The following is a 22,887-nucleotide window of genomic DNA, read 5'->3' as shown; positions in this document are numbered from 1 at the left end:
TTTTCCCTTGTGACTTGCCCTGTTCCTGCCTAAACTAAATTTAACTTTCACAATAAAAATAATCCTTTATGAACTTATGGCAACTGTTTCTTAAACTGCGTCCTTTTGTTCAGCCATATCGGGTGCTGGTGATTGCCACGCTGATTTTGACCTTGATCGGTTCCTTTACCGCACAGGTCAATGCGCTGACCCTGCAATATGCGGTCGACAGCATTAACGCATTGCTGGAAGCCGGGCAAGGACTGGAACAAGGCTGGCATATTCTGATCACCATTTCGGTGATCTTGCTGGGTAAAGAAATTCTCAATGCCTTTGTGCAGTTCGGACAGAAATTTTACGGAGAGAAACTGCGGATTTTTGTCTCTCAGGATCTGGCGCAAGGGATTATTGAAAAGTTCTTAAAATATCGTCTGGAATTTTTTAATCAGGAAAATAATCAGGCCGGAAAATTACAGACCCGGATTGATCGCGGCATCGGTTCACTGACCCGCCTGGTGCAGATTTTCTTTATTGATATCTTGCCGTTATTTACCAGCGCAATTGTGGCTTTGGGCCTGATGTACTATGCCAATGTGTATGTTGGTCTGGTGGCCACTGCCATTGTGCCGATCTATTTCTGGCTGACCTATAAACAGGCACAAAAACTCGGAGGCTGGCGTCGTAGTCTGCGGGATGGCCGTGAGAAAAAGAGTCAGGGTATTCTCAGCATCATCAACTCGATTACCGTGATCAAGTCGTTTAACCGTGAATCGATCGAGTCGGAAAAGCAGTTGACCTTACAACGCGAACTGACCGACAACCAGATGAAAACCCGCCAGACCAGTTTCCTGTTTGATGGTCTGAAAACGTTCCTGGAACAGATCGGCATTGTGCTGATTATTATTCTGACCTCTTACTTTGTGCTGGATGGCCAGATGAGTATCGGCATGATCATGTTTCATGTGCTGCTGTTTAATAATGTCTCCGCCCCGATTCGCTCACTGCACCGGATTTATGATGAAGTGAATGATGCCATGATCTATTCAGAAAGCTTCTTTAAGATTCTGGAAGCGGATCAGGAAATTGAACAAAGTGGTCAACAAAAACCGCAAGTGACTGGTAAATTTGAACTGACTGGGGTGAATTTTTATTATCCGAATGACCATCATGCCCTGAAAGATATTGAGATGGAAATTCGTCCGAATAAGATCACGGCTTTGGTCGGCTTATCCGGTGCGGGGAAATCTACCCTGATCAGCCTGCTGGATAAATTTTATGAGCCGCAACAAGGCCAGATTAAACTGGATGGCATTGACCTGAAAGACTATGACACCCAATTTTTGCGTGATCATATTGGTCTGGTGTTGCAGAAAAATCATATTTTTCAAGGCACCATTTTTGAGAATATCCGTTATGGCAAAACTACAGCTTCAATGGACGATGTCATTGAGGCGGCAGAAAAAGCCTCGATTCATGCGCAGATTTTACAGTTACCGGATGGCTATGATAGTGATGCCCTCATGCTGTCTGGCGGACAGCAGCAACGCATTGCCTTGGCGCGGATGTTCCTGAAAAATCCACCGATTATTTTTCTGGATGAACCGACGGCGAGTCTGGATGCCATCGCCACCGAACAGATCAAGCAAAGTCTGGATCAAATCAAGCAAGGCCGTACCGTGATCATCATTTCACATAGCCTGTCGCAAATTATTGACGCGGATTATACCTATGTGATGAAAGAGGGAAGGATTGCCGAACATGGTGAGCACGCTCAGCTTTATCATCAGCAAGGCGTGTATAAGGAAATTTTTGATGCCATGGCCAAGAGCCTGAATATTGAAAAAATCGCCAAGACTTTTGAGGATGATGCCGAGGAAGAAACCCATGGTTAGGGCTTCTTCCAAGCCAATAAAAAAACCTCCGAGCGGGAGGTCTTTTATTGAGAGATAATTGTTTTTAACGCTGAACTTTTTGCTCAATTTCTTCGACGCTGGTATGACGTACGTCAAAACCTTTGACCATATAGATCACCTGTTCAGAAATATTCCGGGCATGGTCGCCAATTCTTTCGAGTGAACGAAGCACCCATAGCACATTGATAACACGACTAATATGTCGCGGATCTTCAATCATATAGGTCATGAGAGTACGCGTTGCTGACTGGTATTCACGGTCGATATCCGCATCTGCCAACATCACTTTCAAGGCCTGATCTACATCCAGACGTGCAAAAGCATCCAGTGCATCATGAATCATCACCCGAACCTGGTTGCCAATATGCCGGGTTTCCATATAACCGCGCGGCGAGCTACCCTCTTCGCTCAGGCTTTGTGCAATCCGGCCTATTTTAGACGCTTCATCACCAATACGCTCAAGATCGGTATTGGCCTTGGACATGGCAAGCACCATCCGTAAATCAATCGCAGCAGGATGACGGCGTGCCAGAATCAGGGTCAGTGCTTCATCAATGTCTCTTTCCATCTGATTGACAACATTGTCCTGAAACTGCACATCAATCGCCATGGCGACATCGGTATCCAGTAAGGCATGAATGGCGTTGGCCACCTGCTGTTCCACCAGTCCGCCCATAGTCATGAATTTGGTATTGACGTCCTGCAACTCTTCATTAAATTGCGAAGAAATGTGATGACTTAACACAGGATTATTTGGACACAAGGAAGTCTACTCCTGAAACGGCATATAGCGATGATCAATAATAAAGCACATTAAAGCATATTTATGATGAAAGTTTGATGACAATAGTAGCGTCATCTGGGCTGAGGTGAATCATATTCGATCAGCCAGGCATTCAGCTCTGCCAGCTCCTTTTCGGTCAGCTGCCCGACTGAAGCCTGTAACTGGAGTACATGCAGCAGATAATCATATTTGGCATTCAGATAATCCGTTTTGGCAGAAAAAGCATTGCGCTGGGCCAACAACACATCGACCATGGTCTTTAAGCCCTCCTGATATTGGGCTCTGGAGGCTTGTGAAACTATTTCCGAAGATTCCATCGCTGCTTTACGCGCATTCAGTTTGGCCTGATCGGTTTCTACCTGCATGAAGGACTGCTTTACATCGGTATTGGCTTTGCGGATCGCAGCGTCTAATTGGGCTGCACTTTTTTGTACATTGACCCCAGCCTGACGAATACTTTTCTGGGTACGGCCACCACTAAATAGGTTCCAGTTGACTTCCACCCCAATCTGGTCGAAATCACCATTACTGGACATAATCGTTTCTGGTGTCTGTTTCAGATAGCCATAGGTGCCGACCGCTTCAACCTGCGGATAGAGGGCGGCCTGCTCAACCCGCTTGGCATCTTCAGAATAGCGTTTTTGCAGACGGGCTTGCAGAATGTTCAGATTCTGGCTTTGTGCCAAATCTGTCCAGGACTGCATGTCACTTGGAATCGGTTTCTGAAACTGGAAGTCATTGCGTAATACCGCCAGATTTTCTCGGTAAGGCCCGATCAGCTGAGCCAGTTGCTCCTGAGCGAGAACCAGCTGAACTTGGGTCGAAATCCGGTTGGCTTGGGCACTTTGATACTGGGCATTGGCTTCACTGACCTCACTACGTGCCACCAGACCTTCTTTTAGTTTGGCATTCATCATGCGCAGCTGCTCAGATAGAGCCTGTTCTTCCTGCAAATATGCCGTGGTCAAAGACTGCTGACGCAAGACATTAAAATAGGCTTCTGCCACCTGTAAAATATGCTGCTGTTTTTGCAGACGTAAGTTGACTTCGCTGAGTTCGACCGAAGTTTTGACCTGTTTATAGCCCTGCCAGGCATCCCAGCGGAATAAAGGCTGGCGTGCAGTTAAAGCCAGCTGGCGGGTGGTATTACTGGAAGTAATGAAATTAGAAAACTGTGGATCGGCAGGTGCATCAACAGACTGGTTTTTACGGGTGATATTTCCTGAAAGGCTCACGGTCGGCAGTAAATTTCCGCTGGCAATCCCCAGATTGAGCTGATCGGCCTGATATTGCAACAGATTCGCTTGCCAGTTCGGATCGTTTTGCTGGGCGCGCGCATAGGCTTGTTGCAAATCCAGGGCAAAAATCGCCGGACTACTGCACAATAAACCGGCCATGACACTGAGTTTTAGTTTCATTTTATAGTGTTAACCCCTAACAGCCATTCAGATCAAAAATTCTGGCGCTTTAAGCTAAGCCATACTAAAGAGATTTTTTGCATTTTTGCGTATGATTTTTATTAACTTTTTAATATAACTCTCGGGTTTTATCCACGATTAATTCAATTTTCAAGATCTATACCCGCAATGTAACAAAGCAATTCACAATACTAAACATAGTATTTTTATTTGATCTATACAATATATCTCCCAGCAAGGCCGTTATTTTCTGAATTCACCTATACAGAGTCCTGAAACATAGTGTTAATGCCATTCCCGTCGATATTCAAAGCCTGTCTAATTTCCGGCAGTCTGCTGTTTCTGGCAGGCTGTCAGCAGCCGTCAGAACCACAGATCCAGGTTGAACAGACTGAGACCAATCAGAAGCAAAGTCCAGTCAATGACTTTAGCCTGATGTGCAAGAATATTGAAAAAAATATGTCCCAGATTAATGACCAGCGCACCACTTTTGCGCTGGAACAGGTTAATCAGGATCTTAAAGTGTGTCTGCCCCTGATGGAATTGGCGGAGCAGAAGCATCTGATGCTGCGTTCTACTGAAATGTATCAGCGCTTTTTAGCCGTCGACCGTACCGAGTTCCAGCAACGCGCCTTTGAACAGTATGCGCTGGAAATGGCCCAGCATCCGACCATTCAGCAAGCCCATTTTCAGCAGCTCACCTCACGTGACCAGTACCTGTTAAAACACAAAGGTCAGGCTTATGTCGAACTGCTGGATCTTGGCGATGGCAACTTACATTATCGTCGTAGTCCGGAATATCTGGCCCGCATTTTTGCGCCTTATTTACCCGACGCTGAAAAAGCCTTTATTGAACATCTGGCTGAACAGAATATGCAGCCGGTACTGGTGGAAAAACGCCTGCAAATTGAAGCAGCTGACATTGCAGCCCGCAGTCTGCTTTGGGAAGATTATCTCAAGACCTATCCTGAGAGCAGCTATAAGCGGGATGCCGAATACCTGCTGAAACAATATACCTATTTTTTGTTTAGAGGCACTGAAGCATCTCCCGTTTCTGAGGATTATCGTGACCGTTATGCAGTCGATACCAGTCATCTGGAAACCATTATTGGTCTATCCAGCGGTCAGAAATCAACGCTTTCGACCCAGGCTCGCCAATTTCTGGAGTTTCTGGACATGAATCCGCAACAGCGTCAGCAAGCCTTGCCTGCCGACTATCGAAACCGTTCGGATGCTGAACAGATTCTGTATTATGCCAAGATCAGTCCACCCTCACAAAAATATGATAAAGACTGTTTTATGGATGCGTTCTGTATCTAGCCGGAATGGGTGTGGAGCTGAGTCCAGCTTTTCCTGACCTGAACAGATCATCGTTAAAGTTGAAAGATTTAGACCTGTTTATTCTGCCTCAACTGAGCTAAGCTTTAGCCTCGCTTGACGGAGCGCGAGTAATCACTCGCTGAGATCATGTGATTCCTTTTATCGTTATCAGGAATTGAGCATGAGTACCGTTGAACCTGATCAGGTTAAGACCTGCGTAGGAATCAAGCCAGCTAAAAACCCAGCCCTTTTTTTATCCGCTCAGGATAAATCTGCCCGCGTTTTTGGTCGTGCTTGATTCGTTGATGTCATTCATAAGGATCATAGCCATGAACCAGTTAACGAATCTTTCTTCTGAAACTTCTCTCTCCACCCATGAACAGGAAGCACGTGATTTAACGCGCATTCTGCCTGCTTCACGTAAAGTCTATCTGTCAGGCTCACGTCCTGATATTCAGGTGCCGATGCGGGAAATTTCCCTCAGTGAAACCCCGACAGGCTTAGGCGGTGAATACAATCCACCCTTGATGGTTTATGACACTTCCGGTGTCTATACCGACCCCAATGTGACGATTGACCTGAATAAAGGCCTGCCCAATATCCGTGACAGCTGGATTGAACAGCGTAACGATACGGAAATTCTGGATCAGCTCAGTTCTGAATTTGGCCGCCAGCGTTTACGCGATATCCGTACCGCTGCGATCCGTTTCGCGCATATTCAAAAACCACGCAAAGCCAAATGCGGCCGCAACATCACCCAGATGCATTATGCCAAGCAAGGCATTATCACACCGGAAATGGAATACATTGCCATTCGTGAAAACCTACGTCAACTCGATGGTGTCGATATGCGCCAGCATCCGGGCCAGAATTTTGGTGCAAAAAACCTGACTGAAATTACGCCAGAATTTGTGCGTCAGGAAGTCGCCGCCGGCCGCGCGATTATTCCGGCCAATATCAATCATCCGGAACTGGAACCGATGATCATCGGGCGTAATTTTCTGGTCAAAATCAATGCCAATATTGGTAATTCTGCACTCGGTTCAAGTATCGAAGAAGAAGTCTCGAAAATGACCTGGGCGACACGTTGGGGTGCAGATACGATTATGGACCTCTCGACCGGCCAGAATATTCATGAAACCCGTGAATGGATTATCCGCAACTCTCCTGTACCAATTGGAACCGTACCGATCTATCAGGCACTGGAAAAAGTCAATGGTGTGGCCGAAGACCTGACCTGGGAGATCTTTAAAGACACCCTGATTGAACAGGCTGAACAAGGTGTGGACTATTTCACCATTCATGCCGGCGTGCTTTTAAGATATGTACCGCTGACTGCCAACCGTTTGACCGGTATCGTATCGCGTGGCGGTTCGATCATGGCGCAGTGGTGTCTGGCACATCATCAGGAAAACTTCTTGTATACCCATTTCGATGAAATCTGCGAGATCATGAAAGCTTATGACGTATCGTTTAGTCTCGGCGATGGCCTACGTCCGGGCTGTGTGCAGGATGCCAATGACGAAGCGCAATTTGCCGAACTTCGAACTTTGGGCGAACTGACCCACCGTGCCTGGGAGCATGATGTACAGGTAATGATTGAAGGTCCGGGGCATGTCCCAATGCACATGATCAAGGAAAATATGGACCTGCAACTGGAAGTCTGTAAAGAAGCGCCCTTCTATACCCTTGGGCCTTTAACTACGGATATTGCTCCGGGTTATGACCATATTACTTCAGCCATTGGTGCCGCAATGATTGGCTGGTATGGTACCGCCATGCTGTGCTATGTCACCCCGAAAGAGCATCTGGGTTTGCCAAATAAAAAAGATGTCAAAGACGGCATTATTACCTACAAGATTGCAGCACATGCAGCCGATCTGGCCAAAGGGCATCCAGGCGCACAGGCCCGGGACAATGCGCTGTCCAAGGCACGTTTTGAATTCCGCTGGGAAGACCAGTTTAATTTGAGTCTGGATCCGGATACAGCCCGCAGCATGCATGATGAAACCATGCCCAAAGCAGCACATAAATCTGCACATTTCTGTTCCATGTGTGGACCGAAGTTCTGTTCAATGAAGATTAGCCAGAATGTTCGAGACTATGCCAATCAGCAGGCCAAGCCTGATCAGCCGGCAAGCTCTCAGGCCGAAATTGAAGCGGGTATGGATCAGATGAAAGCCAGCTTCCACAAATCTGGTCAAAATTTATACCACAAACTATAAAACTGTAAAAAAAACAGTTGTCTTCAAAAAAAACTCAGATAGGATGAAAATAAATCAATTCATTCTATCTGAGCATATGAATATTATTAAACAGGCCTCTTATAATAAAAAAGACTTTAGCGTAGAGGCACGTGAGTTCTTGTACCGGGGATTTATTCAGGTAGAACAAGTCAGCCTTAAACACCGTTTATTCCAGCAGGACAGCTCGACGCCTATTTTGCAACGCGAGCTGATTCACCGGCCAGAAGCAGCGGGTGTGCTGATCTATAACCATCAACAGCAGAAATTCGGCCTGATTGAACAGTTCCGGATTGGCGGACTGGACGATGTCGATTCACCGTGGCAACTCGAAGTGATTGCTGGCGTTCTGGATGGCGATGAAGCGCCTGAACAGTGTATCCGCCGGGAAGCACTCGAGGAATCAGGCTGTAGCTTGAATCAGTTACAGCATATTTTCAGCTTCTATCCTTCAGCGGGTGCTTGTTCCGAGCTGTTTCATCTATATGTCGCCGAAACTGAACTGCCTGAACATGGCGGGATTTTTGGCATGCCGGATGAAGGTGAAAATATCCAGCTGCATATTCTGGATTATGCCGATATTCCGTTCTTGCTCACGAATGGTCGCTTAAGAAATGCGCCTGTCATTATGGCCTTGCAATGGTTGCAACAACATATTCATACTGCAGGAATATGTCTAAGGGGAAAGACATGAGTTTTCAGCAGTCAAGCACAAGCACACAGCCGGATTGGACCATTATCCAGATTTCTGATACTCATCTGATGGATCGGGAAGAGCTGGAATTTGCCCGGATGAATCCCGAGCAGAGTTTTCATGAAGTGATGCAGCAGATCCAACAGCGCTTTCCCCAGATGGATGCATTGATTCATACCGGTGATCTGGCGCAGGTGCCGGTCGAAAGCACTTATCAGCGCTATCTAGAATATATTCAGTCTTTAAACGTGCCGTATTATCAGATTCCAGGTAACCATGACGATTCTCAGGTGTTCCCTTTTCACCAGAATGCGAATCAGGTACATGCCATTCATTTTGGCACCTGGACCATGATCCTGTTAAATAGTGCCGTTCAAGGCAAGGTCGATGGCTGGGTGGAACAAGCTCAGCTTGATCAATTGAACCAATTATTGCTTGAGTTTAAGCATCAGCATGTCATCATCGCTTGTCATCATCACCCTTTTGCGATGAAATCGCACTGGATTGACCAGCACCGCCTTAAAAATGCCGAAGATCTGAAAGATGTCCTGGCACGGCACCAGAATATAAAGCTGGTCTTGTTTGGTCATGTGCATCAGGATTCCTGTAATGAATGGCATGGTATCTATTTTTTATCCACGCCATCGACCAGTGTGCAGTTCAAACCTAAAAGCCAGGATTTCGCGCTAGATCAGGCGGCGCCCGGTTATCGTGTATTACATTTGCAACAAAATGGTGAGTTTGATACCTATATTGAACGGGTGGCATTGAGTCAGCAAAATATTAATACTGAAATTTCAGGTTATTAACTTTTCAATTTGTTTTTTTTGCATTACTTTATTGCAACCAAAGGAAATGTGATATGCATAGTCCAGACATCAAAGACTATCAATAAGCATAAAAAGTCTATATGATGACGGCCCCCACAGGAGGATAATCCTTCTACAGGGTGGATAAAAATTGCATATCACCATATTTTTTGCGTAGCAATCATACGCATATGATGAGGAATGCCCTAAATGGCGAATGACAACCAAAATCAAGTCTTAGACAATCAAATTGAAGTTGTAGAAGAGAAAGCTGCAAAGCGCGTACGCAAATCTAAGCCTAAAACGACTGACGGTGGTTCTACTGCTAGCTTATTTGGTATTGAACCTTATCAACCTAAAAAAAATGAAGAATACATGTCTGAAGGTCAGCTTCAGCATTTCCGCCAAATTTTGCTGGCCTGGAAAGCCGAGTTGATGTCAGAAGTGGATCGTACGCTGAATACGATGCAAGATGAGAATACTGCCCTGCCTGATGTCAACGATCGTGCCACTCAGGAAGAAGAATTTGCAATTGAGCTGCGTACCCGTGACCGTGAACGTAAACTGATCCGTAAAATCGAACAGTCAATCGAAGCGATCCAGAATGATGACTATGGTTTCTGTGAAACTTGTGGCATCGAAATTGGTTTGCGTCGTTTAGAAGCCCGTCCAACGGCTACTTTATGTATTGACTGCAAAACCCTGGCGGAAATCAAAGAGAAGCAAAATAACGGTTAATGATGCTGTTGAATAATCCTCCCCTAACCCCTCCTTTAAAAAAGGAGGGGGACAATAGGATGGCTTATGTGGGTCGGTTCGCGCCATCGCCAACCGGCCCTTTGCATTTTGGCTCCCTCATTACCGCAGTTGCCAGTTATTGCGATGCCAAAGCCAACCACGGCACATGGCTGGTTCGGGTGGAAGATACCGATATTCCGCGTATTTATCCGGGCAGTGAAGAGCATATTTTGCGTGCCATGGACGCCTTTCAGCTTGAGCCAGACGGCGAAATCATTTTCCAGAAAGACCGTTTAGATATTTATGCAGATGTGATCGAACAATTACGTCAGCAGGGTCTGGTTTATGCCTGTCAATGTACCCGTAAAATGCTCGGTTCCAATCATATCTATCAGGATACCTGCCGTGACCTAGCTCTGGCATTCGACAATCAAGCGATCCGTTTAAAAGTCGAAGATATCGAAATCTGTTTTGAAGATCAATTACAAGGTCGACACTGCTCAAAGCTGAAGAAAGATCTGGGAGACTTTGTCTTAAAACGTCGTGACGGGATTATTAATTATCAGCTGGCGGTAGTGGTCGATGACTATCTGCAAGGCATGACCCATGTGGTACGTGGTGCTGACCTGCTGGACAATACCGAACGGCAAATCTATCTGGGGCAGTTGCTCGGTTATCCGCGTCTGAATTATATGCATCTACCCCTGGCGATGAATGATCAGGGACAAAAACTCTCAAAACAGAATCTGGCCCAAGCACTGGATTTAAGTCAGGCCCCACAACTCTTAAAACAGGCACTTAATGCTTTGCATCAGGCTGAAGTTGATCTGGATACGCCACAACGCATGCTGCAACAGGCGGTTGCGCAATGGAACATTGAACGGATTCCACATACAACAGCACTACAAGGTTGTTATCAATAAAAACCTGTTTTGGCTTAAGCTAGAATTCTAGAATTAAAATCAGAGAGGAAAAGCAGATGTTTTTTATTTTTGGATTCGGCCCTAAAACCAAAACTATTGAAAAGAGCCAGTTCCTGTGTCCAGTCTGCCGAACCCGTACAGGCTATGAGCTGAAACAGCAACGTCATTATTTTTCTTTGTTTTTTATTCCATTGATTCCACTTTCCAAGCCTAAAACTGCTTTTGTGACCTGTTCCAATTGCGGAACTGCAATGCCGAGCACAGTGCTTGACCATGCTCAGCCGGAGCCCGGGTCCAACTCCAATCTAGAAGCTTGATTCTTCCCGGCTTGGATTGACCTGCCGAGTGGTCGAATCAATTTTCAGCACTAAACTGATCATCACCGCACAGATAATCAATGATGAACCCCCATAACTAATAAATGGCAGGGTCAAACCTTTGGTCGGTAACACGCCCATATTCATACCGGCATTCACCAAAATCTGTAACAGGAAAATGATACAGATCCCATAGGCCAGATAACCGGCACGTAGATATTGATGTTGCAAGGCACGATGTCCGATCCGGATACAGCAGACCAGCATGGTAAAAGACAGGATCAGGATGGTGGCAATACCTAAAAAGCCAAATTCCTCACCTAAAATCGCCAGCATAAAATCAGTATGCGCTTCAGGCAGATAGGACATTTTCTGAATGCTGTGCCCCAATCCAACCCCGGCCCACTCACCACGGCCGAAGGCCATTAGTGCATTCGAGAGCTGGTAGCCGCTACCCAGTGGATCTTCCCATGGATTTGAAAAAGACATCAAACGCTGCAAGCGATAAGGCTCTAATAAAATCGCTGCGGCAAATGCACCGACCAAGGTCATAAAGGCCACACCAAACTGAATCCACGGCGCACCCGCGAGGAAAAACACGCCAAGCATGGTCAAGGTAATCACCACGGTTGCCCCCAAGTCCGGCTCAAGAATAATCAAACCGACGGTCACACCCATAATCGCACTTAAACGAACCAACCCTTTAATATTGTTTCGGACTTCTTCCGCACGGCGTACCACATAGTCTGCGGTAAAAATCGCCATCATCACTTTCGCCACTTCCGAGGCCTGCAAGGTAAATCCGGCCACCCGAATCCAGCGCTTGGAACCATTGACCTCAGTCCCGACCACCAGCACGGCCACCAACAGTACAATGGTAATAATCCACAAAAAGAAGGTGTTATTAAACCAGACCTTTAAGGGAATTTTATAGGTTAGATAGGCGGCTACTGCTGCCACAAAAATCGAAATGCCATGGCGGCTAATATAATGAAAGGCATTTTCATGCATACGTTCAGCATAAGGCATCGAGGCCGATGCCACCATGATCGAACCAATACACAGTAAAGCCAATACACAGAAAATTAGTACATTCCGTGGATTTAGCTCAGCGGGGAGCTTGGGTACCCACTGGCTATAAAATTGGTTTAGTTTATTGATCGTAGTCTGAGCAAACCCAGCCATATCACGAATCCTTGTTATTCTTAATTGAGTTCATTCACATACGCAACAAACTTGCGACCACGCTCAGGATAACCCGAGAACATATCAAAACTTGCGCATGCAGGAGACAATAGCACGACATCATCTGCCTGGGTGTGCTTTTGGCAGATTTCTACGGCCTGCTGCAAACTCTCTGCATGAACCAGCTCAGTCGTGCCCCTAATCGCTGCTTCGATGATCGGACGGTCTTCACCAATCAGCACTGCAATCTTGGCATATTTACTCAATGATTCACGCAAAGCCTTAAAGTCCTGTCCTTTGCCCTGTCCACCGAGAATAATCGCAACTTTGCCACCTTGGGCTTCAATCGCCATACCGAGACCATCGAGAGCCGCCAAGGTTGCACCGATGTTGGTGCCTTTGGAGTCGTTATAATAACGTACGCCCTGCACTGCTTTGACAAATTCGCAGCGATGTTCCAGACCTTTGAAGGTTTTTAAAGTGTTTAGCATGCTGTCCAATGGCAAACCAATCGCTTCACCGAGTGCCAGACAAGCCAGGGCATTGGCAACATTATGCGTGCCCTGCATATACATCTCGGTACTTTTTAACAGACGTTCACGACCACGCGCCAACCAGATGCCATCATCGGTATCTTTAAGAATCCCGTACTGGTTCATATCGGGTGCATTCAGGCCAAAACTTTGCATCGGCGTCACATCTGGCACCAAAGGACGGGTCAAAGAATCATCCCGGTTATACACCACTTTTTTCACACCCTGAAAAATCCGGTGCTTGGCGGTGTGATAGCCCATCATATCGCCATGCCGATCCAGATGATCTTCACTCATGTTCAGTACCACCGCCACTTCAGCCGCCAGATTTGAAGTAGTTTCCAGCTGAAAACTGGATAATTCTAAGATATATAACTCAGGATCATCTTTGGTTAAATCCAGTGCAGGACGTCCCAGATTGCCACCGACCGCGACTTTTTTGCCAGCATCGGCTGCCATTAAGCCAATCAAAGTGGTCACTGTACTTTTGGCATTGGAACCGGTAATCGCGACAATGGGCTTATCCGTAGCACGGCGTAAAATCTGGATTTCACTCACCACAGGAATACCCTGCGCCATCGCCGCCTGAATTTCTGGCAATTTTGGATCCAGTCCCGGACTGATCACGATTTCTTCTGCAGACAGCAACAGCTCGGCATCAAACTGGCCGAAACTGGTCTGGACTTCGGTCGGAATCTGGTCATGTCCCGGAGGGATGGCTCTAGAATCCGTTACTGCAACGCGGTAGCCCTGGTCATGTAAGAAATTGACTGCTGCAACACCTGATATTCCGAGTCCTGCAACGACTTTTAACCCACCACGTTGTATTAACATTTTCGCCCCATATTTTGGTCTATTTTGAAACTGACGAAATGGTAGCACTTTGCTGTTTTGAATGCCTTTTCTGATTGAGCTTTCTGCATATTTTTTTGTGTCCATGCGTAAAAAAACCGTCATGCTCATGACGGTTTTTAAAATTACAGCCAAAAAGGAACTTATTTCCATTTGACCGCTTGCTGGGCCGGCTTTTCCTGTGCACTTTGCTCCGACACCGGACAGGCACAGTTGCCACCACAGCCTGCAGCCATACCCGGTTGCAGCCATTTGGCCAGACGCGTCCAGCCTTTTGCTGCGCAGGCATCAGACAGCTTCTGGAAGACTGAGTGAGAGGTGTTCGGAAACACCTTTTTAAATACCACCAGCGCACTCCACAGCACCAGTGCCGCCACAATCAGAATTTCAATCATCTCAATCTCCCATGCATATACTCAGGCAAGCTCAACGGGCCGAGGCCAACCTGAGATTAGCCCAAATAATATGAAGCAATTTGATAAGTCAGGAATGACATGAAATATGCCAAGCCAAACAGGTAAACCGTCATGATACTGACCGTTTTCCAGGAACCAGTTTCACGTTTGACTGTCGCCAAAGTTGCCAGACAATGCGGTGCATAAATAAACCACACCAGTAAAGACAGACCTGTCGCCACTGACCAGCCCAGATCACCACCACTACTGATGAGTGAAGAGAGACCTTCGGACATTGCATCGTCATCTACGGCAGACAGTGCATAGACAGTGCCCAATGCAGCAACCACCACTTCACGTGCTGCCATGGCTGGAATCAAGGCAATACAGATCTGCCAGTTAAAACCGAGCGGTGCAAAGATTGGCTGCATCAGATGACCGAGCATACCTGCCAGTGAATAATCAATCGCCGGCAAAGTCGCACCTTCTGGGGGTTGCGGGAAGGTACACAGGAACCAGAGTACAATCGATAAGGCAAAGATGATACCGCCGACCCGCTTCAAGAAGATTTTGCCGCGATCCAGCAAGCCGATCCAGACGTTTTTCAGATCCGGGAAACGGTAGCTTGGCAGCTCCATCAACAGCATGTGCTGGGATTTATCTTTATGGAAAAATTTCAGTACAAAAGACACCGCCAGAGCACTGACAATACCCGCCATATACAGGCCAAATAACACCAGACCTTGCAGGTTCATAAAACCCCAGACAGTTTGCTGTGGAATGAAAGCTGCAATCAGCAAGGCATATACCGGCAAACGTGCTGAACAGGTCATCAATGGTGCCACAAAAATCGTGGTTAAACGATCTCGCGGATCACTGATGGTACGCGATGCCATGATGCCGGGAATGGCACAGGCAAAGCTGGACAATAACGGAATAAAGGCACGGCCTGACAGGCCCGCTTTAAACATCAGCTTATCGAGCAAGAAAGCTGCTCGTGGTAAATAACCTGATTCTTCCAAGACTAGAATAAAGAAGAACAGAATCAGAATCTGTGGCAGGAATACCACCACCCCGCCAGCACCGGCAATAATCCCGTCCACCACCAGACTATTCAGTAAAGGATGAGCAATATATTCACCAAGGAATTCACCGAGCCAACCAAAGAAGGTTTCGATGCCATCCATAAACGGCGCAGCCCAGGCAAATACCGCCTGGAAAATCACGAACATCATCACAGCCAGGCTGAGTAGACCCAGTACCGGATGTAAAAAAATCTTGTCGAGAAAATCGGTACGTTTGTCTTCCTGATCGACGAAATTGACCACGTCGTTCAGAATGACTTCTACCTGCTGATGCGGGTCACCCTTTAAGCCACTCAGTTCAGTCTGCGGTACCGAGAATTTTCCCTGATCCAGGGCATTCTTCAGGTTTTCAATCCCTGAACTGCGTACCGCTACAGTTTCCACCACGGGCACGCCGAGACGTTCAGACAGCTTCTGGGTATTGATTTGCATCCCACGACGGCGTGCTTCATCCATCATGTTGAGTACAACCAGAATCGGACGCCCCAAAGCAATCATTTCTAGGACCAGACCCAGATGCAGTTTCAGGTTAGTGGCATCTACCACACATAAGAATGCATCCTGCTGCTGTTCTTCTGCGATTTTACCTTGCACCACATTACGGGTGATTTCTTCATCCGGGCTGGTCGCATCCAGACTATAAGTCCCTGGCAAATCCAGTACCCGCACCGCTTTGCCTGAAGCAAGCTGAAACGTACCGACTTTACGTTCAACCGTGACACCCGCATAGTTACCAACTTTTTGGCGTGTTCCGGTTAAATGGTTGAATAATGAAGTTTTACCGCAGTTAGGGTTACCGACAAGGGCAATACGTAATGTATCACTCATGCCGACACCGCCTGTTCGATTTCAATTTTGGCTGCTTCTGATTTACGCAAAGCAAAACGGGTAAATCCAACTTGAATCAAAATGGGATCTCCACCAAAAATACCTTTCGTAATCACCTGTACCTTCGTACCCGGCACAAAGCCTAGAGTTTCCAAACGACTCGCGACGACATCGTGTAGAGCACTTTCACCATCAGTTGTTCGACTCACTTTTCGAATGATGGCAATTTGTTTTGCTTTTAAATCAGACAAACGCACCGTGAAATTCCTGAACTATTTTGTACAGTATACAAACAAATGAGAATAATTAACAAATAAGATTGATTACATGCTGAATTAGTTTTTATATCACATCGACAGTCTGGTGAAATTAAACTACAGTGGAGAATACCTATTAAATTCATCGCTTTTTCAGATCAGATCCTTGCACCCTATGCTGAATAAAAAACCCCGTATTCCCGCCCCGGTTCAAATTCCTGAAGCCTTGAGCTATTTACAGGGTTTTCGTGATTATCTGATTGCGCAAACGGTCAGTCCACACACCCGAAATGCCTATTTATCTGATTTGCTGCAATGTGCAGAATATCTGAGCAAGCCTCTACCGGAATGGAATCATGATGATATTTCCGATGTACTGATTGCACTGACCAAACAGCAAAAAAGTCCACGTTCGATTGCTCGCTGCCTGTCTGCCTTGCGTTCATTTTATAAATTTTTACGTGAGCAGAAACTGCGTAGTGACAATCCGGTGGCTGCACATAAAACCCCAAAACTGGGTCGGGCCTTACCCAAAGATCTCTCCGAAGCTGATGTCGAAGCCCTGATTCATGCCCCGGATATCAACACGGCATTAGGACTGCGCGATCGTGCCATGTTTGAAGTATTGTATGCCTGCGGACTCCGGGTGACCGAACTGATTAATTTACGTCTGGAACTGATCAACTTAAAACAGGGTTATTTACGTATCGTCGGTAAGGGCAATAAAGAACGTCTAGTTCCGATGGGACAAATGGCCTGTGAATGGGTGGAAAAATATCTGAATGAAGCCCGTCCTCAACTGTATAAGACCTCAACCGATTATCTGTTTTTGACTCAGCATGGCGGCATCATGAGCCGGCAAAATTTCTGGTATGCGATTAAACGCTATGCTTTACAGGCCGGAATTGCATCCGAGCTGTCACCGCACACCTTGCGGCATGCCTTTGCAACGCATCTGCTCAATCATGGCGCAGATTTACGTGTGGTACAGATGCTGCTTGGACATAGTGATCTGTCGACCACCCAGATTTATACCCATGTGGCGCAAGTGCGGATGCAGCAGCTGCATGCAGCGCATCATCCACGGGCTTAAAACATCTACACATGGAATAAACTGAGAAGTTTGACGTGTTTGTATTTTTTTTTGTTATGCTAATGCTCTGTTTTTAGTCCAAGAAGAAAAGGGTTATTTATGACATTTGCCCGCTCAAAAGTTTTTATGGCTTGTACACTTGCTGCTGGTTTGGGGCTTAGCGCATGTTCCAATTCCGATAACAACACTAAAAAGCAAGATACACTGACTGCAAGTGCACCAGCAACGGGAGAAGCCTCTACCCTGACCGAACGCAATGCACAACAGCGTCTGGTCTCTACCTTGGAAAAGCATTTCAAAACTGCGGGGATCAGTGCCAAAATTACCGATATTAAAACCACCGAAGTACCGAACCTGTTCTGGGTCAGTCTGGAAGGTATGTCTGCGGTCTATGTCACCAGCGATGGCAAATACCTGATTCAGGGTGACGTGATCCGACTGGGCGATAAACAGCTGCATAATGTCAGTGAAAACCTGCAAGCCGGAATCAACAACAAACTCTTTTCTGAGCTGAAAGCAGAAGACCTGCTGATCTATCCGGCCACAGGCAAGGCCAAGCATGTGATCTATGTCTTTACCGATGTCAGCTGCCCGTATTGCCATAAATTCCATGAGCAAATGGATGAAATGAACAACAAGGGGATCGAAGTGCGTTATATCGCCTGGCCGCGTGGTGAACAGCATATGCCAGCCATGGAAGCAATCTGGTGCAGTGCTGACCGTCATAGTGCTTTTGATCAGGCCATTGCCGGTGCCCAGATCACTGCGCAAAAATGTGAAAATCCTGTTCAAGATCAATATCACATGGGCCTGAATATGGGCGTCAATGGCACCCCGGCAATTTATAGTTCAGAAGGGGTTTACCTGGGCGGATATCTATCTACCTCTGAATTATTGAAGCGGCTTAAATAACTCATTTTAATAAGTTATTTAACTTTAATTTATACATAAAGATATTCTGAAATGACCCTAGAGTCATTACGTTTTTTTAGCTATGATCTAGGTTCTCGTAAAAAACTGATTATATTTGGAGTGTGACGTGAAACCAGTTCGTCTGGCAATCCTCGGTCTTGGTACTGTAGGTGGTGGTGCCTTGAAACTATTAAAAGAAAATGCTGCTGAGATTAAACGTCGCACCGGTCGTGAAATTGAAATTACCTATGTAGGTACCCGTCGCCCACGTCCTGATCTGGATCTGCCTGAATCGGTGAAGCAAAGTGCAGACTTGATGGATATCGTACGTCAACCGGATGTAGACGTGGTGGTCGAAGTCATGGGCGGTATTCACCCTGCTTTTGAAATCATCATGGAAGCCATGAAACATGGCAAACATATTGTTACTGCCAACAAAGCCTTATTGGCTGAACACGGCAATGAACTGTTTAAAGCAGCCGAAGACAATGCTGTGCAAATTGCCTATGAAGCAGCTGTAGCCGGCGGCATTCCAATCATTAAAGTGATCCGTGAAGGTCTGGCTGCCAACAAGATTGAATGGCTGGCAGGTATTATCAATGGTACGGGGAACTTCATTCTCAGCGAAATGCGTGAAAAAGGCCGTACTTTTGAAGACGTACTCAAAGAAGCACAAGAACTGGGTTATGCCGAAGCCGATCCAACCTTTGACGTGGAAGGTATTGATGCTGCACATAAGCTGACCATTCTGGCTTCATGTGCCTTTGGTATTCCGCTACAGTTTGACAAAGTCTTTACTGAAGGCATTGGCAAAGTCACTGCACAAGATGTGAAATATGCAGAAGACCTCGGTTTCCGTATCAAGCACCTGGGAATTGCACGCCGCACCGATGCCGGGATTGAACTCCGTGTTCATCCAACCCTGATTCCTGAAGAAGAACTGATTGCCAACGTCAATGGCGTGAAAAACGCCGTACTGGTACAAGCCAATGCGGTTGGCCCAACGCTGTACTACGGCGCAGGTGCGGGTGCAGGCCCAACGGCTTCTGCTGTGGTCGCAGACGTGGTGGATATTGTCCGTGATATCATTTATACCGAAGACGGTGCTGGAACCATTCCGCAACTGGCCTTTGAAGCCCTGACCGATTTACCGATCTTGAGTCGTGAACAAATGACCACCGGCTATTACATCCGTATTAATGCCGAAGATCAAATGGGCGTGCTTGCCGATGTCACCACGATCCTCAGTCGTGCCGGGATCAGTATTGATGCCATCATGCAGCAACCTCGCTTAAAAGACCTTATTCCGATCGTGATTCTGACCGATCCTATCGTCGAATCAAAAATGGATGCAGCGCTCTCACAAATTCAAGCATTACCCGTCATTCATGGCGAAATTGTACGAATTCGTTTAGAATCGCTTGATAATTAATCGGGTTAAGGGGAGTATTTCCCCTTGCCAAGCTCTACACACAATTGGAACATCATCATGTCGAATGCCAATCGTTATACTGGTTTAGTTGACCGCTATCGCGACCGTTTACCAGTGTCTGCAACTACTCGTGCGATCTCTTTGGGTGAGGGTAATACTCCACTGATCAAGCTTGAGAATATTCCACGCATTATTGGTAAAGATGTTGAAATTTATGTGAAGTACGAGGGCTTAAACCCGACTGGTTCATTTAAAGACCGCGGTATGACTATGGCAGTGACCAAAGCCGTTGAAGAAGGCTCTAAAGCCATCATCTGTGCATCCACTGGTAATACTTCTGCTGCTGCGGCTGCATACGCTGCTCGTGCCGGTATCAAAGCATTCGTGCTCATCCCGGAAGGCAAAATTGCCATGGGTAAAATGGCCCAAGCGATGATGTATGGTGCAATCACCATGCAAATTCGTGGTAACTTCGATGACGGCATGCGTCTGGTGAAGGAAGTTGCTGATCAGGCACCGGTAACGATTGTAAACTCAATCAACCCGTACCGCCTGCAGGGTCAAAAAACCATTGCTTACGAGATCGTTGAAGCTTTAGGTCGTGCCCCGGATTACCACTGCCTGCCAGTGGGTAACGCAGGTAATATCACTGCACACTGGATGGGCTATACCGAAGCGGTGGCCAATCAGTCGAAAGAAGAATTTGAGCAAGTGATTTACGATGCTGAAACCGATGCTTTCACTGGTCCTAAACCGGCTGGCTTGCCAATCATGGCCGGTTACCAAGCGTCTGGTGCTGCTCCGTTCCTGCGTGGTGGTCCAGTAGAAAATCCGGAAACTGTTGCAACTGCAATTCGTATTGGTAATCCGCAAAGCTTCAATCATGCCAAAGCTGTCGTTCGTGATTCAAACGGCTGGTTTGATGAACTGACGGATGCTGAGATTCTTGAAGCGCAACGTCTGCTGTCGATGTATGAAGGTGTATTCGTAGAACCTGCATCTGCTGCGTCTGTTGGTGGTGCAATCCGTGATATCAAAGCAGGTAAAATCGCTGAAGGTTCAGTAATCGTATGTACCGTAACCGGTAATGGTCTAAAAGATCCAGATACCGCGATCAAACAATGTGCCGATGCGGTGATGCTGTCTATCGACGCAACCATGGCTCAGGTAAAAGACTCTATTCTGTCGAACATGTAATTTCAGCCAGAATAAAAAACCCTGCATTTGCAGGGTTTTTTATGAGCGCAGAGATTAGATTCGTTTTGGTTGCTGGCTCACCCAGCTCATCAAACGGGTCGCATCATTGGTACGCGCCTGTGAGCTATTTGCACCTAACAGTACCACTGCCACCGGACGGTTATTCAGGGTCGTATGCATCACCACACAGCGCCCTGCTTCATTAATAAAACCGGTTTTAGAAATATTGATATTCCAGCCGCCGTTACGCACCAGTGCATTGGTATTATTCGATTTCAGTACACGATAACCCAAGTTAAAGTCATAGCTTGGTGTGGTCGAGAATTGACGAATCAAACCATATTGAGAAGCGGTATTCACTAAAATACCCAAATCACGTGCTGATGCCACATTTCCAGGGTGTAAGCCGGTTGATTCCATAAAGCGGGATGAATTCATGCCTAAGGCCTTGGCCTTACTGTTCATCGCTGCAATAAATGCACTGCGACCACCTGGATACGTTCGCGCCAAGGCTGCAGCTGCCGGGTTTTCAGACTTCATTAGAGCAAACAATAAAGCTTCGGCACGGTTCATGCTATCGCCAGCACGTAAGGTCGAGCTTGAGCTTTTACAACCTGCGCAAGAGAAATCAGCCTGTTGCAGCGTGATTTTTTCTGACATGTTTAAACGTGCATCGGAAATCACCACTGCTGTCATTAATTTGGTAATAGATGCAATCGGCAAAGCGGTATTGGTGTTTTTGCTAAACAGCACCTCACCGGTTTGCGCATCCATAACCAATGCAGCACGGGCATTTACAGAGGGTTGATTGCTATAAATGTTTGTATCAAAAATCTGTGTTGTTTTTGCTGGTTGCTGAACACTGACCGACTGCTGGGTGCTCGGTACACTCTGACGCAAGGTCGTGGTCACGGTGGCTGAACCGGGTGGCGAAGGCTCATCAGCAGCCACACGGAAATCATCACTCATCAGCTGATTGACTTCCTCAGAAGACCAACTAATGCTGGATCCGCCCTCTGTCGTGCCAGAATTCATAATGATTTCAGCAAAACTTGTCGCACTCATGCTGACTAACACGGACAGGCCCAATACATGCCTTAAAGACTTGTTTATTTTCTTCACTATTTCTTCACTCAACTAACAGAGGTAAGATTGATTTGCGTATTACCTCTAATATGCCTTACATTTAAACACATTGCAGAACATTTTTTGATCTTGACACTGTGTGATAAGTTTCAGATTTTATCTTGCGAATAGGATTGCTAATTTTGTACTTTCATTGCAAGCTTATTTTGCTTTATGTAACAAAAAAATGATTTTTTTAACAGAGGGAGAGCGTAGGTGATCACAGTTTTAGTTGTGGACGACCATGAATTAGTACGTACTGGAATTTGCAGAATGCTGGAAGACCATGCGGAGGTTCAGGTGATTGGACAGGCTGAATCTGGTGAAGAAGCGATTTCTCTGGTTCGTCAGCATCATCCGAATGTGGTTTTACTGGATGTGAATATGCCGGGCATTGGTGGCGTAGAAACCACGCGCCGCCTGCTTCAGAGCGCCCCTGAAACCAAAGTGCTGGCCGTCAGCGGTCTGGCAGAAGAACCCTATCCTTCGCTGTTATTAAAAGCCGGGGCCAAAGGTTATATCACCAAGGGGGCGCCGATTTCAGAAATGGTTCGCGCCATCAATAAAGTCATGCAAGGCGGTAAATATTTTAGTGCCGACATTGCAGAACAGTTAGCGAGTTCTTACCTTTCTGATACACAGCAATCGCCTTTTGATGCACTGTCAGAACGTGAAATGCAAGTGGCGATGATGGTGGTGAACTGTATCAGCGCTCAGGAAATTGCTGACAAGCTCTTTGTCAGCGTCAAAACCGTAAATACCTATCGTTATCGTATTTTTGAAAAACTGAATATTGATAGTGATGTCAAACTGACGCATCTGGCCATGCGCTATGGGCTGATTAAACCTTAGCCT

Annotated in this window: 21 protein-coding genes and 1 riboswitch; of the genes, 13 read left to right on the top strand and 8 right to left on the bottom strand. The window is 46.5% G+C overall.

All coding sequences use genetic code 11. From position 1 onward, the window contains the following. Nucleotides 1-68 precede the first annotated feature (68 nt). Nucleotides 69-1,871 carry an ABC transporter ATP-binding protein gene (locus LOZ91_RS04030; RefSeq protein WP_244782694.1) on the top strand — a complete coding sequence of 601 codons (1,803 nt, stop codon included), beginning with the start codon at nt 69-71 and terminating at the stop codon, nt 1,869-1,871. Nucleotides 1,872-1,935: 64 nt separating this feature from the next. Here the strand turns inward: LOZ91_RS04030 and phoU are convergent, their stop codons facing one another. Together phoU and LOZ91_RS04020 are read right to left on the bottom strand one after the other, a co-directional pair. After that, complete coding sequence (phoU, locus tag LOZ91_RS04025) at nt 1,936-2,655, bottom strand: phosphate signaling complex protein PhoU (protein WP_005094412.1); 720 nt, start codon at nt 2,653-2,655, stop codon at nt 1,936-1,938. Between the two features lie 92 nt (nt 2,656-2,747). Next, the gene (locus LOZ91_RS04020) at nt 2,748-4,094 is read right to left on the bottom strand and encodes a TolC family outer membrane protein (protein ID WP_180000936.1); all 1,347 of its coding nucleotides are present in this window, start codon (nt 4,092-4,094) and stop codon (nt 2,748-2,750) included. 288 nt (nt 4,095-4,382) lie between these two features. On the opposite strand from LOZ91_RS04020, the gene LOZ91_RS04015 reads away from it, so the two are divergent. The 7 genes from LOZ91_RS04015 to LOZ91_RS03985 all read left to right on the top strand — a co-directional run bounded on the left by LOZ91_RS04015 (nt 4,383) and on the right by LOZ91_RS03985 (nt 11,138). After that, the gene (locus tag LOZ91_RS04015) at nt 4,383-5,414 is read left to right on the top strand and encodes a hypothetical protein (protein ID WP_074383657.1); all 1,032 of its coding nucleotides are present in this window, start codon (nt 4,383-4,385) and stop codon (nt 5,412-5,414) included. Nucleotides 5,415-5,522: 108 nt separating this feature from the next. After that, nucleotides 5,523-5,655, top strand: a riboswitch (TPP riboswitch). Nucleotides 5,656-5,743: 88 nt separating this feature from the next. Continuing rightward, the gene (gene thiC / locus LOZ91_RS04010) at nt 5,744-7,639 is read left to right on the top strand and encodes a phosphomethylpyrimidine synthase ThiC (protein WP_244782693.1); all 1,896 of its coding nucleotides are present in this window, start codon (nt 5,744-5,746) and stop codon (nt 7,637-7,639) included. Nucleotides 7,640-7,715: 76 nt separating this feature from the next. Continuing rightward, nucleotides 7,716-8,351, top strand: a complete 636-nt coding sequence (locus LOZ91_RS04005; RefSeq protein WP_244782692.1) for an NUDIX domain-containing protein — start codon at nt 7,716-7,718, stop codon at nt 8,349-8,351. Next, entirely contained in the window at nt 8,348-9,160 is an 813-nt protein-coding gene (cpdA, locus tag LOZ91_RS04000) for a 3',5'-cyclic-AMP phosphodiesterase (RefSeq protein WP_244782691.1), read from the top strand. The genes LOZ91_RS04005 and cpdA overlap by 4 nt, the downstream gene beginning before the upstream one ends. A gap of 210 nt (nt 9,161-9,370) precedes the next feature. Further along, entirely contained in the window at nt 9,371-9,898 is a 528-nt protein-coding gene (gene dksA / locus LOZ91_RS03995) for an RNA polymerase-binding protein DksA (RefSeq protein WP_005094428.1), read from the top strand. Between the two features lie 2 nt (nt 9,899-9,900). Next, on the top strand, nt 9,901-10,821 hold the full coding sequence (gluQRS, locus tag LOZ91_RS03990) for a tRNA glutamyl-Q(34) synthetase GluQRS (protein ID WP_225553535.1): 921 nt from the start codon (nt 9,901-9,903) through the stop codon (nt 10,819-10,821). A gap of 56 nt (nt 10,822-10,877) precedes the next feature. After that, complete coding sequence (locus LOZ91_RS03985; protein ID WP_005094432.1) at nt 10,878-11,138, top strand: zinc ribbon domain-containing protein; 261 nt, start codon at nt 10,878-10,880, stop codon at nt 11,136-11,138. Here the strand turns inward: LOZ91_RS03985 and ftsW are convergent. The 5 genes from ftsW to LOZ91_RS03960 form a co-directional block, all read right to left on the bottom strand. Further along, nucleotides 11,127-12,323: a putative lipid II flippase FtsW gene (gene ftsW / locus LOZ91_RS03980; RefSeq protein ID WP_005094435.1), complete on the bottom strand. Its 1,197-nt coding sequence runs from the start codon at nt 12,321-12,323 to the stop codon at nt 11,127-11,129. The genes LOZ91_RS03985 and ftsW overlap by 12 nt on opposite strands. A 20-nt stretch (nt 12,324-12,343) precedes the next feature. Next, complete coding sequence (gene murD, locus LOZ91_RS03975; RefSeq protein WP_244782690.1) at nt 12,344-13,690, bottom strand: UDP-N-acetylmuramoyl-L-alanine--D-glutamate ligase; 1,347 nt, start codon at nt 13,688-13,690, stop codon at nt 12,344-12,346. A gap of 161 nt (nt 13,691-13,851) precedes the next feature. Next, a complete protein-coding gene (locus tag LOZ91_RS03970) occupies nt 13,852-14,103 on the bottom strand; it encodes a DUF6587 family protein (RefSeq protein ID WP_005094438.1) in 252 nt (83 codons plus the stop codon). Between the two features lie 56 nt (nt 14,104-14,159). Continuing rightward, nucleotides 14,160-16,016 (bottom strand): ferrous iron transporter B, encoded by a 1,857-nt coding sequence (locus tag LOZ91_RS03965; protein WP_179999296.1) that lies wholly within the window; start codon nt 16,014-16,016, stop codon nt 14,160-14,162. Beyond that, nucleotides 16,013-16,273: a FeoA family protein gene (locus tag LOZ91_RS03960; protein ID WP_004281065.1), complete on the bottom strand. Its 261-nt coding sequence runs from the start codon at nt 16,271-16,273 to the stop codon at nt 16,013-16,015. The genes LOZ91_RS03965 and LOZ91_RS03960 overlap by 4 nt, the downstream gene beginning before the upstream one ends. 175 nt (nt 16,274-16,448) lie before the next feature. Between LOZ91_RS03960 and xerD the strand changes: the two genes are divergently transcribed. From xerD to thrC, 4 genes are all read left to right on the top strand, one after another. Continuing rightward, nucleotides 16,449-17,366 carry a site-specific tyrosine recombinase XerD gene (gene xerD, locus LOZ91_RS03955; RefSeq protein WP_244782689.1) on the top strand — a complete coding sequence of 306 codons (918 nt, stop codon included), beginning with the start codon at nt 16,449-16,451 and terminating at the stop codon, nt 17,364-17,366. Between the two features lie 99 nt (nt 17,367-17,465). Then, nucleotides 17,466-18,278, top strand: a complete 813-nt coding sequence (locus LOZ91_RS03950; protein ID WP_074383663.1) for a DsbC family protein — start codon at nt 17,466-17,468, stop codon at nt 18,276-18,278. Nucleotides 18,279-18,405: 127 nt separating this feature from the next. Beyond that, nucleotides 18,406-19,710, top strand: coding sequence for a homoserine dehydrogenase (locus tag LOZ91_RS03945; RefSeq protein WP_244782688.1), 1,305 nt, complete (start codon nt 18,406-18,408; stop codon nt 19,708-19,710). A 57-nt stretch (nt 19,711-19,767) separates the two neighbouring features. Continuing rightward, nucleotides 19,768-20,907 (top strand): threonine synthase, encoded by a 1,140-nt coding sequence (thrC, locus tag LOZ91_RS03940; RefSeq protein ID WP_005094446.1) that lies wholly within the window; start codon nt 19,768-19,770, stop codon nt 20,905-20,907. Between the two features lie 54 nt (nt 20,908-20,961). Here thrC and LOZ91_RS03935 read toward each other — a convergent pair whose 3' ends face one another. Next, complete coding sequence (locus tag LOZ91_RS03935) at nt 20,962-22,029, bottom strand: serine hydrolase (RefSeq protein WP_180000940.1); 1,068 nt, start codon at nt 22,027-22,029, stop codon at nt 20,962-20,964. A 219-nt stretch (nt 22,030-22,248) separates the two neighbouring features. Between LOZ91_RS03935 and LOZ91_RS03930 the strand changes: the two genes are divergently transcribed. After that, nucleotides 22,249-22,884: a response regulator gene (locus LOZ91_RS03930; protein ID WP_005108454.1), complete on the top strand. Its 636-nt coding sequence runs from the start codon at nt 22,249-22,251 to the stop codon at nt 22,882-22,884. Nucleotides 22,885-22,887 lie beyond the last annotated feature (3 nt).

The sequence above is a fragment of the Acinetobacter sp. F-1 genome (genome assembly GCF_022869025.1).
GTDB classification, from domain to species: Bacteria; Pseudomonadota; Gammaproteobacteria; order Pseudomonadales; family Moraxellaceae; genus Acinetobacter; species Acinetobacter pseudolwoffii.
This window is presented reverse-complemented; position numbering and strand designations above follow the sequence as displayed.